A 13,406-nucleotide genomic window follows, 5' to 3' on the forward strand; every position below is an offset into this window, starting at 1 on the left:
GAGAGCGCCGCCGCGCACCCTTACGGCTTGGTCACCGGATCGGGTGCGGGCAGCGGCATGGTCGCGCCGATCGCCTGCTGCGCGCCGGCATCGCGCACCGGGCGGTCGCGGGTCAGATTGCCGGTGGTGACGTTGTCGAGCGCCACCAGCACCGGGGTCAGGAGCGGGATATCCCCCTTGCGCCGCACGCGGTCGTAATGATCCTGATCGTCATAGCCGGTCAGCCCCGGCACGATCTGCGGCCCTTCCAGCAGCCCCGCCGCCGCCAGCAGCCCGGCGCGCGCCAGATACTCGCTCGCGATCGTCAGATTGTAGCTGTTGCGCACCGTCAGCAGGTCGCGCGCCAAGTTGAGGACGTCCAGCGTGCTGCGGTCGCCCGCCTTCTGCTGGATCAGCGCACCGTCATAGGCGCGCTGCGCGGCGTCGATCGCGATGCGATAATTGGCGAGCGAGGTGCGCGTCGCGGCCAGCTGCTCCCATGCCGCGCCCACCGCCTGACGCGTGTCGCGATAGGTCTGGTCCAGCAGGCGCCAGTCGGCCTGGTTCGCCTCCTCCGCCTGGCCCACCCGCGAGCGGCGCAGCCCGGAATCGATGATCGGCTGCGTCACCACCACCTGGCCGATCAGCTGCGTGGTGCGCAGCTGGTCGGTATAGGGCGACACGCTGCCATAGCTGGCGGTGCCGCGCAGGTCGACGCGCGGCCCCATCTCCGCGCGGGCCGCCGCGACCGCGGCGCGCGAGATCTTCTCGCGCGATTGCGCGGCGCGGACGAGGCCGCTGTTCGCCTCCGCAAAGGCATAGGCGCCGTCGAGCGAGTTGAACGTGATGTTGAGCAGGTCGGGCTGTTGCAGCTCCCCCGGGGGGGCACCGACGCGCTGCAGGAACAGCTTCTGCGAGATGCCCAGCTGCCCCTCGGCCTGCAGCAGGTCGGCCTGGCCCAGCTGGACGCGGGTGCGCGTCTGGTCGAGATCGGTCAGCGTCAGGTCGCGCACCTCGAACCGGGTCTGGTTCTCGTCCAGCTGGCGGTTGAGCAGCGCCAGATTCTCGCGCGCGATCGTCACCGATGCGGCATCGCGCAGCACCGCGACATAGGCGGTGACGACGTCGTTCATCACCTGCGCCTCGGTCACGCGCAGCGCGTCGCGCTGGAATTGCGCGGTGGCGACCGCGCCGGCGGCGGCGGCGGCGTTGCGGCCGAAGGTCCAGACCGGCTGCGACAGCACCGCCTGCGCCGTGCTGGCCCAGCCGTCGATGCCCAGGAAGGTGCCGGGGATCACCTCCTGCCGGGTGCGGGTGAAGGTATAGGCGCCGGTCGCGCCCAGCGACGGCCCGAACGCGGAGCGTGCGGCGGGCACGCCGAAGTCGCTGGACCGCGCCTGCGCCCGTGCCTGGAGCAGCTCCGGATTGGTACGATAGGCGAGCGTGATCGCCTCTGTCAGCGTGCGCACCGGGGCGATCGCGGGGGCGGGGAGCGGCGCCTTTTTGTCATAGGGCAGGCCGGAGATGCGGCCGCCGAAATCGGGCGCGTAGCTGGGCGCAGGCCGCCCCGGCAGCCCGGTGACCGGCGGACCGACGACGACGGGAACCGCCGCGGTGCTGCGCGCGGTGACGGCGGGGGTGGTCGCGGTATCGGCCGGCGCGGCGGCGGGCTGTTGCGCGGCGCGCGTGCCGGGCGTCGGCCGCGTGACCTGCGCCGCGATCGGCGTCATCGCGCCCGCGGCGCTCCCCAGCAGCAATGCCGCCTTCACCCACACCCGTGTCATCGTGTCTTGTCCCCCTGCCGATTCTCGCCGGCGTTTGAGAGCGGCCATACCATGACGATCGGGTAGTCGGACATGGTTAATGCTCCCCTACCAGCCGCGCGCGATGCGTCGTCACCAGCGCGGTCAGCCACTCGCGAAAGGCGCGCACCCGGCGCAGCCGGCGCGTGTCGCGGTGCGTCACCAGCCAGAAGGCGCGCGTGATCGCGACCTCCGGCATCACGCGGACCAGCGCCGCATCCGCGCCGGCGATGAAGTGCGGCAGCACGCCGACCCCGGCCCCTGACGCCACCAGCCGCGCCTGCGCATGGATGCTGGAACTGCGCAGCGTCGGCGCCAGCGCGGGGTCGACCTCGTGCAGATAGCGCAGCTCGGGCGCGTAGAGCAGGTCGGGGATATAGCCGATCAGGCGATGGTCGCGCGCCAGCGTCGCGCGGGTCGGCTCGCCATGGCGCGCGACATAGTCGCGGCTGGCATAGAGGTGGAGGCGGCGAGCTTGGCGGCGACGACCGGCCCCTGCCGCGGGCGGGCGAGCAGTACCGCGCAATCCGCCTCGCGCTTCGACGGGCTGAGGAAGCCGTTGCTGGCGACCAGATCCACCGTCACCGCGGGGTGACGGGTGGCGAAATCGTGCAGATGCTCGGCGATCAGCCAGGTGCCGAACCCTTCGGACACGCTGACCCGCAGCAGCCCGGACACTTCCTCGCGGTCGCCTGCGGGATCGGCGATCCGTTCGGCGGCGCGCCCCATCGCCTCGACCTGCGCCAGCAGCGCCTCGCCCGCCTCGGTCAGCACCTGCCCCTCGCGCGTCTGCTCGAACAGGGTGCGTCCCAGCCGCGCCTCCAGCCGGCGCAGGCGCCGCCCGATCGTGGTCGCGTCCACCCCCATCGTCGCGGCGGCGCGCGCGAGCTGTCCCGCCCGCGCGACGGCGAGGAAATCCTGCAGGTCGTTCCAGGGCAAGGGTTGCATCATCGCAGGCAACGGTTGCAGATTCGCCGCTTGCGGGCAATCGATCCAGCGCGCAGAGCCGCTGTAACCATTGGAGAGCGATGCGATGCGGACGATCGAGCATGTCGTGGCGGGCGGAGCGGCCGGCGCGGGGACGCGCCACGGCGACGTCTATGATCCCAACAGCGGACAGGTGCAGGCGCGCGTGACGCTGGGCACGCAGGCCGATCTCGACCGCGCGGTCGCCGCGGCACAGGCGGCGCAGCCGGCCTGGGCGGCGACCAACCCGCAGCGGCGCGCGCGCGTCATGTTCCGCTTCAAGGAACTGGTCGAGGCGAACATGGAGGAGCTGGCGCACACGCTCTCCTCCGAACATGGCAAGGTGATCGCCGATGCGAAGGGCGACATCCAGCGCGGGCTGGAGGTGATCGAATTCGCCTGCGGCATCCCGCATGTGCTGAAGGGCGAATATACGCAGGGCGCCGGGCCGGGGATCGACGTCTATTCGATGCGCCAGCCGATCGGCATCGGTGCGGGCATCACCCCGTTCAACTTCCCCGCGATGATCCCGATGTGGATGTTCGGCGTCGCGATCGCGTGCGGCAACGCCTTCATCCTGAAGCCCAGCGAGCGCGACCCCTCGGTCCCGGTGCGCCTCGCCGAACTGATGCGCGAGGCGGGGCTGCCCGAGGGCGTGTTGCAGGTCGTCCATGGCGACAAGGAGATGGTGGACGCGATCCTCGACCATCCTGCCATCGCCGGCGTCAGCTTCGTCGGTTCCTCCGACATCGCGCATTACGTCTATCGCCGCGGCGTCGAGGCGGGGAAGCGCGTGCAGGCGATGGGCGGGGCGAAGAACCACGGCATCGTCATGCCCGACGCCGATCTGGATCAGGTGGTCGCCGATCTGTCGGGCGCGGCCTTCGGTTCGGCGGGCGAGCGCTGCATGGCGCTGCCGGTGGTCGTGCCGGTCGGCGAACAGACCGCGGACCGGCTGCGCGAGAAGCTGATCCCCGCGATCGCCGCATTGCGCGTCGGCGTGTCGACCGATGCGGAGGCGCATTACGGCCCGGTGGTCAACGCCGCGCACAAGCAGCGGGTGGAGAACTGGATCCAGACCGGGGTGGACGAGGGCGCCGAGCTGGTCGTCGACGGTCGCGGTTTCACGTTGCAGGGGCATGAGCAGGGCTTCTTCATCGGCCCGACGCTGTTCGATCGCGTCACGCCGGCGATGAGCGCGTACAAGGAGGAGATCTTCGGCCCCGTGCTCCAGATCGTCCGCGCGCCCGATTTCGAAACCGCGCTGCGGCTGCCGAGCGAGCATCAATATGGCAATGGCGTCGCCATCTTCACCCGCAACGGCCATGCCGCGCGCGAGTTCGCGGCGCGCGTCAACGTCGGCATGGTCGGCATCAACGTGCCGATCCCGGTGCCGGTCGCCTATCACACCTTCGGCGGGTGGAAGCGCAGCGCGTTCGGCGACACCAACCAGCACGGCATGGAGGGCGTGAAGTTCTGGACCAAGGTGAAGACCGTTACGCAGCGCTGGCCCGATGGCGCCGCGGGCGGTGAGGCCGCCAACGCCTTCGTCATCCCGACCATGGGGTAGGCCGGTCGTGCGACACGTCACCCCGGACTTGATCCGGGGTCCATGGTTCCGCACACGCGGCTGCGCGAAGCGTCTGCGGAACGATGGATGCCGGGTCCAGCCCGGCATGACGGAGTGAGAAGGATGACGATGACCCTGCGCCGCCTGATCCTGGCCATCGCGATGCTCCTCGCCGCGTCATCCGCCACGGCGGAGGGAAAGCGCATCGCGCTCACCTTCGACGACGTGCCGCGGGCGCGCGGCCCGCTGTTCACCCCGGACGAGCGCACCCGCCGGCTGATCGCGCAATTGCGGCGCGCGAAGGTCGCGCAGGCGGCGTTCTTCGTGAACCCCGGCTCGCTCGCGAGGCCCGACGGCGTCGGCGGCGAGCGGCGCATCGCCGCCTATGTCGCCGCGGGGCACGTCATCGGCGACCACAGCTTCTCGCACCCCGCGCTCGGCAAGATCGGCGCTACGGCCTTTCTCGCCGATATCGACCGCAGCGAGGCGTGGCTGAAGGGGCGGCCCGGCTATCGCCCGTGGTTCCGCTTCCCGTTCCTCGATGAAGGCGGGCAGGACCGCGCGATGCGCGATACGGTGCGCGCGGGGCTGGCGCGGCGCGGGCTGGCCAACGCCTATGTCACGGTCGACGGCGCCGACTGGAACATGGAGGACCAGCTGCGTCAGGCGGTGCAGGCGGGCAAGTCCGTCGACCGTCGCGCGCTGCGCGACCTCTATGTCGAGACGATGGTCCGCTCGGCCGATTTCAGCGACGCGCTGGCGCGGCGCGTGACGGGGCGCTCGCCCGCGCATGTCGTGCTGCTCCACGAAACCGATCTCGCCGCGCTGTACGTCGCCGATCTGGTGGCGGCGCTGCGCCGCGACGGCTGGACGATCGTGACCGCCGATGCCGCCTATCGCGATGCGCTCGCCACCGCGCCCGCACCCGATGCGCCCGATGCGAGGGGCAGCCGCATCGAAATGATCGCGCTGGAGAAAGGCGTGCCGCCCCCACGTTCCTATGAGCGCAACGACACGCGGCTGGCGAACCGGTTGTTCGCCACGCGCGTCCTGCACGAGAAGGAGGCGCCATGACGCGCGTGATGATGGTGGCGGTCGCTGCTGCGATGCTGGCGGCCTGTTCGGGCAGCGACCCGGCCGATTACAACCGCGTCGACGTGCCGGAGAAGGAGGCGCGCGCGCAGGCTGCGATCGATGCCGCGGCGGCGCAGAACGGCACCGCGACCACCGCGCGGCTGGGCGTGCCGGTGGCGACGCCGACGCCCACCGCGGCGCGCGACCGCGCCTTCCCGGTCGATTTCCGCGGCTATTGGGGCGCCATCGACGATGATTGCGAGCTGGCGAACACCGCCGCCACCGGGCGCATCGACGTCGACGGCGACACCGTCCGCTTCTACGAATCGAAGGCGCGCGTGCAGTCGCTGCGCCTGTCCTCCCCCGCCGCGCTGACCGTCGACCTGCGCTTCAGCGGCGAGGGGCAGACGTGGCGCGCGACCGAGGCCTGGCTGCTGGAGAATGGCGGTACCACGCTGCTGCGCACCCGGCCCGCGGCGGGAACGCAGCCCGCCGTCGCCACCCGCTACAAGCGCTGCTGAGCGCCGACACAGGACCATGGAATGACCGACCAGTTCGATTTGACCGACGATCAGCGCGAGATTCAGGAGCTGGCGCGCCGCTTCACCGCGGATCGCATCACGCCCTTCGCCGCGGAATGGGACGAGAAGCACATCTTCCCGCGCGACACGATCAAGGCCGCGGCCGAGCTGGGTTTCGCCGCGATCTACGTCAGCGAGGAGAGCGGCGGCATCAATCTCGGCCGGCTGGAGGCGGCGCTGATCATGGAGGCGATGGCCTATGGTTGCCCCACGACCAGCGCGTTCATCTCGATCCACAATATGGCGAGCTGGATGATTGACCGCTTCGGCAGCGCGGAGCTGAAGGCGCGCTACCTGCCCGATCTGGTCACGATGGAGCGGATCGCGAGCTATTGCCTGACCGAGCCGGGCAGCGGGTCGGACGCCGCGGCGCTGAAGACCAGCGCGCGGCTGGATGGCGACCATTATGTCGTCAACGGCACCAAGCAGTTCATCTCCGGTGCGGGCGAGAACGAGGTCTATGTCACGATGGTGCGCACCGGGGCGGAGGGACCGAAGGGCATCTCCTGCCTGGTGATCGACAAGGACATGCCCGGCGTGTCGTTCGGCGCGAACGAGCGCAAGCTGGGCTGGCACGCGCAGCCGACGCGGCAGGTGATCTTCGACAACGTCCGCGTGCCGGTGGCCAACCGGGTGGGGCAGGAGGGCGAGGGCTTCCGCTTCGCGATGATGGGGCTGGACGGCGGGCGACTCAATATCGGCGCGTGCTCGCTGGGCGGCGCGCAGCGCTGCCTGGACGAGGCGATCGTCTATACCAAGGACCGCCAGCAGTTCGGCAAGCCGGTGGCCGATTTCCAGAACACGCAGTTCATGCTGGCCGATATGGACACCGAGCTACAGGCGGCGCGCTATCTGTTGTACGTCGCCGCGGCCAAGGTGACCGCGAACGCGCCAGACAAGACGCGCTTCGCCGCAATGGCGAAGCGGCTGGCGACCGATACGGGGAGCAGCGTGGTCGACCGCGCGCTCCAGCTGCACGGCGGCTACGGCTATCTGATGGACTATCCGGTCGAACGCTTCTGGCGCGACCTGCGCGTGCATTCGATCCTGGAGGGGACGAACCAGGTGATGCGGATGATCGTCGGCCGCGAACTGGTGCGGCAGTGACGAACACGGCTCCCTCTCCCCTGCTGGCAGGGGAGAGGGTTGCGCAGACTTGGCAGCCTGCTGCCTAGTCGTAGCTGGGTGAGGGGTGAGCGATCGCATCGCGATCGCGCGAGCCTTCGGCTCGCTCCACCCCTCACCCAACCTTCGCTAGGCGGCGGTGCCGCCAAGCTGCGGTATCCCTCTCCCCTCCGTGCGGAGGGGAGAGGGCGGGAGAGAATATGGAAGACCTCATCATCACCACGGACGGCGCGGTCGGGCGCATCCGGCTGAACCGCCCCAAGGCGATCCACGCGCTCAACACCGCGATGTGCGCGGGCGTGCTCGACGCGCTGGAGGCTTGGCGCGAGGATGCGGCGATCCGCTGCGTCGTGATCGATCATGCCGAGGGCCGGGGCTTCTGCGCCGGCGGCGACATCCGCATGCTGGCCGACAGCGGCGCGACGGACGGGGCGGAGGCGCGCGCCTTCTTCCACACCGAATATCGCATGAACCACCGGCTGTTCACCTATGCCAAGGACACGGTCGCGTTCATGGACGGGATCACGATGGGCGGCGGCGTCGGGATCAGCCAGCCGTGCCGCTATCGCGTCGCGACCGAAAACACGAAGCTGGCGATGCCGGAGACGGGGATCGGGCTGTTCCCCGATGTCGGCGGCGGCTGGTATCTGTCGCGGCTGCCGGGGCGGATCGGCCAGTATCTGGCGCTGACCGGGCACCGGCTGGACGGTGCGGAGACGCATGCGCTGGGGCTGGCGACGCATTATTTGCCCGCCGACCGGGTCGAGGAAGCGAAGACGCGGCTGGCGCAGACGCCCGACGATGTCGCGGGCGTGCTGGACGCGCTGGCGGTCGCGCCCGGGGCGGCGGCGCTGCTGGCGCATCGTGCGGACATCGACCGGCTGTTCGCCTCCGACCGGCTGGAGGAGGTGTTCGCCGCGCTGGAGGCGGACGCGTCCGACTTCGCGCGCGACACGCTGTCGACGCTGAAGACCAAGTCGCCGCAGACGATGAAGGTCAGCCTGAAGCTGCTGCTCGACGGGCGCACCATGCCGACGTTCGAGGACGAGATGCGGCAGGAATATGCGGTCGGCGCGCGCGTGGTGCAGCGCCACGATTTCCTGGAGGGCGTGCGCGCGGTGATCGTCGACAAGGACAATGCCCCGCGCTGGGATCCCGCGACCCCCGAGGGGGTGAGCGATCATGTGATCGACCAGATCTTCGCGCCGCTGCCCGATGCGGAGGCGTGGACGCCTTACTAACCGTCACCCCAGCGAACGCTGGGGTCTGGTGCCACGAGGGTCGCGCTCGCGGCCGGAGACCCCAGCCTTCGCTGGGGTGACAACAGGGGAGAACACGATGGCCGAATACGAAACGATCCTGGTCGAACAGCGCGGCGCGGTCACGCTGGTGACGCTCAACCGCCCGCAGGCGCTCAACGCGCTCAATTCGCAGGTGCTCGCCGACCTGCTCGCCGCCTTCGCCGCGTTCGATGCCGACGCGTCGCAGGGCTGCGCGGTGCTGACCGGCAGCGAGAAGGCGTTCGCGGCGGGCGCGGACATCAAGGAGATGTCGGCGCAGGGCTTCGCCGACATGTACGGCAGCAACTTCTTCGGCGGGTATGAGACGCTGACGCGCACGCGCAAGCCGATCATCGCCGCCGTCGCGGGCTATGCGCTGGGCGGCGGGTGCGAGCTGGCGATGATGTGCGACTTCATCCTGGCGGCGGACACGGCCAAGTTCGGCCAGCCGGAGATCAAGCTGGCGGTATCGCCCGGGATGGGCGGGTCGCAGCGGCTGGCGCGCGCGGTCGGCAAGGCCAAGGCGATGGAGATGTGCCTGACCGGCCGCATGATGGACGCCGCCGAGGCGGAGCGCGCCGGCCTCGTCAGCCGCGTGATCCCCGCCGCGAATCTGATCGAGGAGGCGGTGACGACCGCGGCGACGATCGCAGGCATGGCGCCGCTGGCGACGATCGCGAACAAGGAGATGGTCAACGTCGCGTTCGAGACGGGCCTCGCACAGGGCGTCCAGTTCGAGCGCCGGCTGTTCAACGGCCTGTTCGGCACCGCCGACCAGAAGGAGGGCATGGCCGCCTTCGTCGAGAAGCGCGCCGGGCAGTGGACGGGGAAATAGCCCTCGTCGCCCCTGCGCAGGCAGGAGCCTATGTCTGTTGACAGGGCCGCGGCGCCTGACACGAACGCGCCGTGGTCGAGGCGGCGTCCGGGTGGACGATACAGCAATAGGCTCCTGCCTTCGCAGGAGCGACAGGAGAGCATCATGGCACGCGTCGGGTTCATCGGGCTGGGCAACATGGGCGGCGGGATGGCCGCCAACCTCGCGAAGAAGGGGCATGACGTCCGTGCCTTCGACCTGTCGGCGGACGCGCTGGAGCGGGCGAAGGCGGCCGGCTGCCTGACCGTCGCCTCCGCGGCGGAGGCGGTGGAGGGGGCGGAAGCGGTCGTCACGATGCTGCCGGCGGGGCGCCATGTGGAGCAGGTCTATGCCGAGAGTCTCGGCGGTGCGGCGCCGTCCACCATCCTGATCGACTGTTCGACGATCGACGTCGCCACCGCGCGGCGGCTGGCGGACGATGCCGCCGCGCGCGGGGTGGCGGCGGTCGACGCGCCGGTCAGCGGCGGGATCGCGGCGGCGGAGGCGGGTACGCTGACCTTCATGGTCGGCGGCAGCGCGGAATCGTTCGAGCGCGCGAAGCCGTTCCTGGAGGACATGGGCAAGGCGGTGATCCATGCCGGCGCCAGCGGTGCGGGACAGGCGGCCAAATTGTGCAACAACCTGATCCTCGGCTCCACCATGATCGCGACGTGCGAGGCGTTCGTGCTGGCGCAGCGGCTGGGGCTCGATCCGCAGACCTTCTTCGACATCTCGGGCCAGGCGACCGGACAGAGCTGGTCGATGACCAGCTATTGCCCGGTGCCCGGCGTCGGCCCGGCCTCGCCCGCCGATCGCGACTATCAGGGCGGGTTCGCCGGCGCGCTGATGCTCAAGGACCTGAACCTCGCGCTGGCCGCGGCGCAGGACGTCGATGCGCAGGTGCCGATGGGGACGCGCGCACGCGAGCTGTACCAGGCGTTCGCGGATGCCGGGCAGGGCGGGCTGGATTTCTCGGGCATCATCCGGATGCTGGACGGAAAGGCCGGCTGACAGGACATCCGTTCGCTCTGAGAGGCTGAGCCTGTCGAAGCCTTGTCTCGAAGGGGAGGCGCATGTGCTTCGAGATGGCGCTTCGACAGGCTCAGCGCCTCCTCAGCATGAACGGGGGTCAAGGATGCCCCGTTCACCCCTTGCCACCCGTCCCGAACCGGCCTTATCCTGATCAACAGGAGAGGGCATCGTCACAGCGAGCCCCGGAAAAGGGATGAGACGGATGCCCAGCCTGACAGCGGGAACCACGGCGCGTGGCCCGGGCAAGCCGCGCAAGCGCGACGGGCGGCATTCGGGCGACGTGCTGCTCGACACCGCCAGCGCGCTGATGATCGAGCGCAATTCGATCAACTTCACCTTCGCCGAGATCGCCGCGCGCGCCGGGCTCAACTCCGCGCTGATCCACTATCGCTTCGGCGGCAAGGCGGGGTTGTTCCGCGCGCTGATCGACCGCGACGTCGGTGGCACCTTTCCGACGTTGGACGAACTGGTCGCCGCCGACCTGCCCGCGGAGGAGAAGCTGACGCGGCATATCCAGGCGATCATCAAGGTCTATTTCGAACATCCCTATCTCAACCGCCTGATCGCAGCGCTGTCGCAGGAGGTGGACGGGGAGGGTGCGCGCTTCATCTCCGAGCGCGTGGTGCAGCCGCTGGCGCGCGCGCAAGGCGCCATCCTGGCGCAGGGCGAGGCGGAGGGGGTGTTCCGCCGCATCGACCCGATGCTGTTCTATTTCTCGCTGATCGGCGCGTGCGACCATCTGTTCCAGGCGCGCTATGCGCTGAAATGGGCGTTCGGGGTGGCGGACATCGACGATGCGTTGCGCCGCGACTATGCTCGCCACGTCATCGCGCTGCTGCTCGACAGCGTGCGGGCAACCCGCTGAGCGAAAGGGAAATGGTGGGTCCGCCGGGGCTCGAACCCGGGACCTCTCGATTAAAAGTCGCTTGCTCTACCGACTGAGCTACGGACCCTCACCACGTCCAGCGCGGCCTATTGATCGGGCGGGCGCGGGTCAACCGGGCATGGAGGTGGCGCACGCGCAACCCGGTCACCGGATCGCGCCAGCCGGGCGCCACCGCGACCAGCGGCGACAGCACGAACGCGCGGGTGCGGAACGCTGCGTGCGGGACGGTCAGTACCCGCGACTCGATCCGCCCGCCGCTCCACAACACGATGTCGAGGTCGATCACCCGCGTCCCCCAGCGCCGCCCGGCGCGTCGCCCGAACGCGCGTTCGATCGCCTTCAGCCGCGCCAGCAGTGCGCGCGGGCGTTCGTCGCTCTCGACGATCGCGACCGCATTGGCGAAGCGGCGGATCGACGGGCCGAGCGGCGGCGTGTCGAGGATCGGCGAGGCGCGTCCCCCCAGCAGGGCAAGCGCGGCGCGCACCTCGTCGCGCGGGGCGCCATGCCGCCCGCGCCGGTTGCCGCCGACCGCGACCGCATAGGTTGAAATGGCCATCGCGCGCCCGAATATCGCAGCCCCATGGATTTCGCACCCTCCCCTATCCCCGATACCGAACCGCCGCGCGACTGCCCGTTGTGCCCGCGGCTGGTCGGTGTCCGTCACGCGCTGCGCGCCGAGCATCCCGACTGGTGGAACGCGCCGGTCAACGCCTTCGGCGACCCCGATGCCTGGCTCGCGATTGTCGGCCTCGCACCGGGCAAGCACGGCGCCAACCGCACCGGGCGGCCGTTCACCGGCGACTATTCGGGCGACCTGCTGTTCGGCACATTGGCCAAATACGGGCTGGCGGAGGGGGCGTATGACGCGCGACCGGAGGATTCGCTGCGGCTGACCGGTGCAGTCATCATCAACGCGGTCAAATGCCTGCCGCCGGAGAACAAGCCGACGACCGAGGAGATCCACCATTGCCGTCCCTTCCTGGCGGGGCAGGCGGCGGCGCTGCCCAACGCGCGCGTGTTCGTGGCGCTGGGACAGATCGCACACCAGTCGATCGTCAAGGTACTGGGCGGGCGGCTGCCCAAGGCGCGGTTCGGGCATCTGGCGGAGCATCGCATGCCCGACGGGCGGGTGCTGATCGATAGCTATCATTGCAGCCGCTACAACCAGAACACCGGCCGGCTGACGCAGGAGATGTTCGAGGCGGTCTTCGCGCGGGCGTTGGAGGTACGGGGGGAGGTGCGCGACCCGTCACCCCGGACCTGATCCGGGGTCCCGCTTCTTTCGGGACGTGGGGAGTAAGCGGGACCCCGGGTCAAGCCCGGGGTGACGACCGAGGTATCAGATATCCTGGACCAGTCGGCCGTAGAGTTCAGGACGGCGATCCCGGAAGAAGCCGAAGGCGGCGCGGTGGCGCTTGACGCGGTCCAGGTCGAGCGTGGCGGTGATGACGCCTTCCTCCTCGCGGTCCAGCTCCGCCAGCACGTCGCCGCGTTCGTCGACGATGAAGCTGGTGCCGTAGAAGGTCTGGCCGTGCTCGGTGCCGACGCGATTGGCGGCGATCACCGGCACCACGTTCGACACCGCATGCCCCACCATCGCGCGCCGCCACAGCCGCGCGGTGTCGAGCGAGGTGTCGTGCGGCTCGCTGCCGATCGCGGTGGGATAGAACAGCAGTTCCGCCCCCATCAGCATCATCGCGCGCGCGGTTTCCGGATACCATTGGTCCCAGCAGACGCCGACGCCCAGCGGGATGCGGTCCGGCCCCTTCCACACCTTGAACCCGGTATTGCCGGGGCGGAAGTAGAATTTCTCCTCGTAACCGGGGCCGTCGGGGATGTGGCTCTTGCGATAGATGCCCTGGATCTCGCCATCGGGGCCGATCATCGCCAGCGAATTGTAATGATGCGGCCCGTCCAGCTCGAAGAAGCTGGTGGGGATCCACACCTTCAGCGCCTCCGCCAGCGCCTGCATCGCCAGCACCGCCTTGTGCTCGCCCGCCGGCGCGGCGTTGGCGAACAGCGATTCGTCCTCGACGCGGCAGAAATATTCGCCCTCGAACAATTCGGGCGGCAGGATCACCTGCGCGCCGCGCGCATGCGCCTCGCGCACGGCGTCGGACACCTTGGCGATGTTCGCGTCGATGTCGGCGGAAAAGGCGAGCTGGAGCGCGGCGACGGTGATCTGGGTCATGCGCGCGCAGATAGAGGGGGGACGGCGTGGGGGGAAGGGGCCGTATCCCAAACCTCCGTTCGTGCTG

At 69.8% G+C, this 13,406-nt stretch carries 12 protein-coding genes, 1 tRNA gene and 1 pseudogene; 9 read left to right on the forward strand and 5 right to left on the reverse strand.

All coding sequences use genetic code 11. The features are described from left to right. Positions 1-20 precede the first annotated feature (20 nt). Together PGN14_RS04595 and PGN14_RS04600 are read right to left on the reverse strand one after the other, a co-directional pair. The gene (locus tag PGN14_RS04595; protein WP_335298254.1) at positions 21-1,763 is read right to left on the reverse strand and encodes a TolC family protein; all 1,743 of its coding nucleotides are present in this window, start codon (positions 1,761-1,763) and stop codon (positions 21-23) included. A 76-nt stretch (positions 1,764-1,839) separates the two neighbouring features. Then, positions 1,840-2,732: pseudogene (locus PGN14_RS04600) on the reverse strand (LysR family transcriptional regulator). 82 nt (positions 2,733-2,814) lie between these two features. On the opposite strand from PGN14_RS04600, the gene PGN14_RS04605 reads away from it, so the two are divergent. From PGN14_RS04605 to PGN14_RS04640, 8 genes are all read left to right on the forward strand, one after another. Then, complete coding sequence (locus PGN14_RS04605; RefSeq protein WP_335298255.1) at positions 2,815-4,317, forward strand: CoA-acylating methylmalonate-semialdehyde dehydrogenase; 1,503 nt, start codon at positions 2,815-2,817, stop codon at positions 4,315-4,317. Between the two features lie 123 nt (positions 4,318-4,440). Beyond that, entirely contained in the window at positions 4,441-5,391 is a 951-nt protein-coding gene (locus tag PGN14_RS04610) for a polysaccharide deacetylase family protein (RefSeq protein ID WP_335298256.1), read from the forward strand. Next, complete coding sequence (locus tag PGN14_RS04615) at positions 5,388-5,912, forward strand: hypothetical protein (protein ID WP_335298257.1); 525 nt, start codon at positions 5,388-5,390, stop codon at positions 5,910-5,912. The genes PGN14_RS04610 and PGN14_RS04615 overlap by 4 nt, the downstream gene beginning before the upstream one ends. 21 nt (positions 5,913-5,933) lie before the next feature. After that, positions 5,934-7,079: an acyl-CoA dehydrogenase family protein gene (locus tag PGN14_RS04620; RefSeq protein ID WP_335298258.1), complete on the forward strand. Its 1,146-nt coding sequence runs from the start codon at positions 5,934-5,936 to the stop codon at positions 7,077-7,079. A 218-nt stretch (positions 7,080-7,297) separates the two neighbouring features. Next, positions 7,298-8,338: an enoyl-CoA hydratase/isomerase family protein gene (locus tag PGN14_RS04625; protein ID WP_335298259.1), complete on the forward strand. Its 1,041-nt coding sequence runs from the start codon at positions 7,298-7,300 to the stop codon at positions 8,336-8,338. Between the two features lie 97 nt (positions 8,339-8,435). Continuing rightward, the gene (locus PGN14_RS04630) at positions 8,436-9,212 is read left to right on the forward strand and encodes an enoyl-CoA hydratase (RefSeq protein WP_335298260.1); all 777 of its coding nucleotides are present in this window, start codon (positions 8,436-8,438) and stop codon (positions 9,210-9,212) included. Between the two features lie 144 nt (positions 9,213-9,356). Beyond that, entirely contained in the window at positions 9,357-10,241 is an 885-nt protein-coding gene (gene mmsB, locus PGN14_RS04635; RefSeq protein WP_335298261.1) for a 3-hydroxyisobutyrate dehydrogenase, read from the forward strand. Positions 10,242-10,464: 223 nt separating this feature from the next. Then, on the forward strand, positions 10,465-11,127 hold the full coding sequence (locus PGN14_RS04640; protein ID WP_335298262.1) for a TetR family transcriptional regulator: 663 nt from the start codon (positions 10,465-10,467) through the stop codon (positions 11,125-11,127). A gap of 12 nt (positions 11,128-11,139) precedes the next feature. Here the strand turns inward: PGN14_RS04640 and PGN14_RS04645 are convergent. Further along, a tRNA-Lys gene (locus PGN14_RS04645) sits at positions 11,140-11,215 on the reverse strand. Beyond that, the gene (folK, locus tag PGN14_RS04650; protein WP_335298263.1) at positions 11,216-11,704 is read right to left on the reverse strand and encodes a 2-amino-4-hydroxy-6-hydroxymethyldihydropteridine diphosphokinase; all 489 of its coding nucleotides are present in this window, start codon (positions 11,702-11,704) and stop codon (positions 11,216-11,218) included. 24 nt (positions 11,705-11,728) lie between these two features. On the opposite strand from folK, the gene PGN14_RS04655 reads away from it, so the two are divergent. Further along, positions 11,729-12,412 (forward strand): uracil-DNA glycosylase, encoded by a 684-nt coding sequence (locus tag PGN14_RS04655; RefSeq protein WP_335298264.1) that lies wholly within the window; start codon positions 11,729-11,731, stop codon positions 12,410-12,412. A gap of 75 nt (positions 12,413-12,487) precedes the next feature. Here the strand turns inward: PGN14_RS04655 and aguB are convergent, their stop codons facing one another. Beyond that, on the reverse strand, positions 12,488-13,339 hold the full coding sequence (aguB, locus tag PGN14_RS04660; RefSeq protein ID WP_335298265.1) for an N-carbamoylputrescine amidase: 852 nt from the start codon (positions 13,337-13,339) through the stop codon (positions 12,488-12,490). Between the last annotated feature and the right edge of the window lie 67 nt (positions 13,340-13,406).

It is taken from the genome of Sphingomonas adhaesiva, from assembly GCF_036946305.1.
GTDB classification, from domain to species: Bacteria; Pseudomonadota; Alphaproteobacteria; order Sphingomonadales; family Sphingomonadaceae; genus Sphingomonas; species Sphingomonas adhaesiva_B.

Excerpts from the sequence above, each read along its gene's own strand:
- PGN14_RS04595 (WP_335298254.1), bottom strand. The coding sequence starts at position 1,763 with ATGACACGGGTGTGGGTGAAGGCGGCATTGCTGCTGGGGAGCGCCGCG.
- PGN14_RS04605 (WP_335298255.1), top strand. The coding sequence starts at position 2,815 with ATGCGGACGATCGAGCATGTCGTGGCGGGCGGAGCGGCCGGCGCGGGG.
- PGN14_RS04610 (WP_335298256.1), top strand. The coding sequence starts at position 4,441 with ATGACGATGACCCTGCGCCGCCTGATCCTGGCCATCGCGATGCTCCTC.
- PGN14_RS04615 (WP_335298257.1), top strand. The coding sequence starts at position 5,388 with ATGACGCGCGTGATGATGGTGGCGGTCGCTGCTGCGATGCTGGCGGCC.
- PGN14_RS04620 (WP_335298258.1), top strand. The coding sequence starts at position 5,934 with ATGACCGACCAGTTCGATTTGACCGACGATCAGCGCGAGATTCAGGAG.
- PGN14_RS04625 (WP_335298259.1), top strand. The coding sequence starts at position 7,298 with ATGGAAGACCTCATCATCACCACGGACGGCGCGGTCGGGCGCATCCGG.
- PGN14_RS04630 (WP_335298260.1), top strand. The coding sequence starts at position 8,436 with ATGGCCGAATACGAAACGATCCTGGTCGAACAGCGCGGCGCGGTCACG.
- mmsB (WP_335298261.1), top strand. The coding sequence starts at position 9,357 with ATGGCACGCGTCGGGTTCATCGGGCTGGGCAACATGGGCGGCGGGATG.
- PGN14_RS04640 (WP_335298262.1), top strand. The coding sequence starts at position 10,465 with ATGCCCAGCCTGACAGCGGGAACCACGGCGCGTGGCCCGGGCAAGCCG.
- folK (WP_335298263.1), bottom strand. The coding sequence starts at position 11,704 with ATGGCCATTTCAACCTATGCGGTCGCGGTCGGCGGCAACCGGCGCGGG.
- PGN14_RS04655 (WP_335298264.1), top strand. The coding sequence starts at position 11,729 with ATGGATTTCGCACCCTCCCCTATCCCCGATACCGAACCGCCGCGCGAC.
- aguB (WP_335298265.1), bottom strand. The coding sequence starts at position 13,339 with ATGACCCAGATCACCGTCGCCGCGCTCCAGCTCGCCTTTTCCGCCGAC.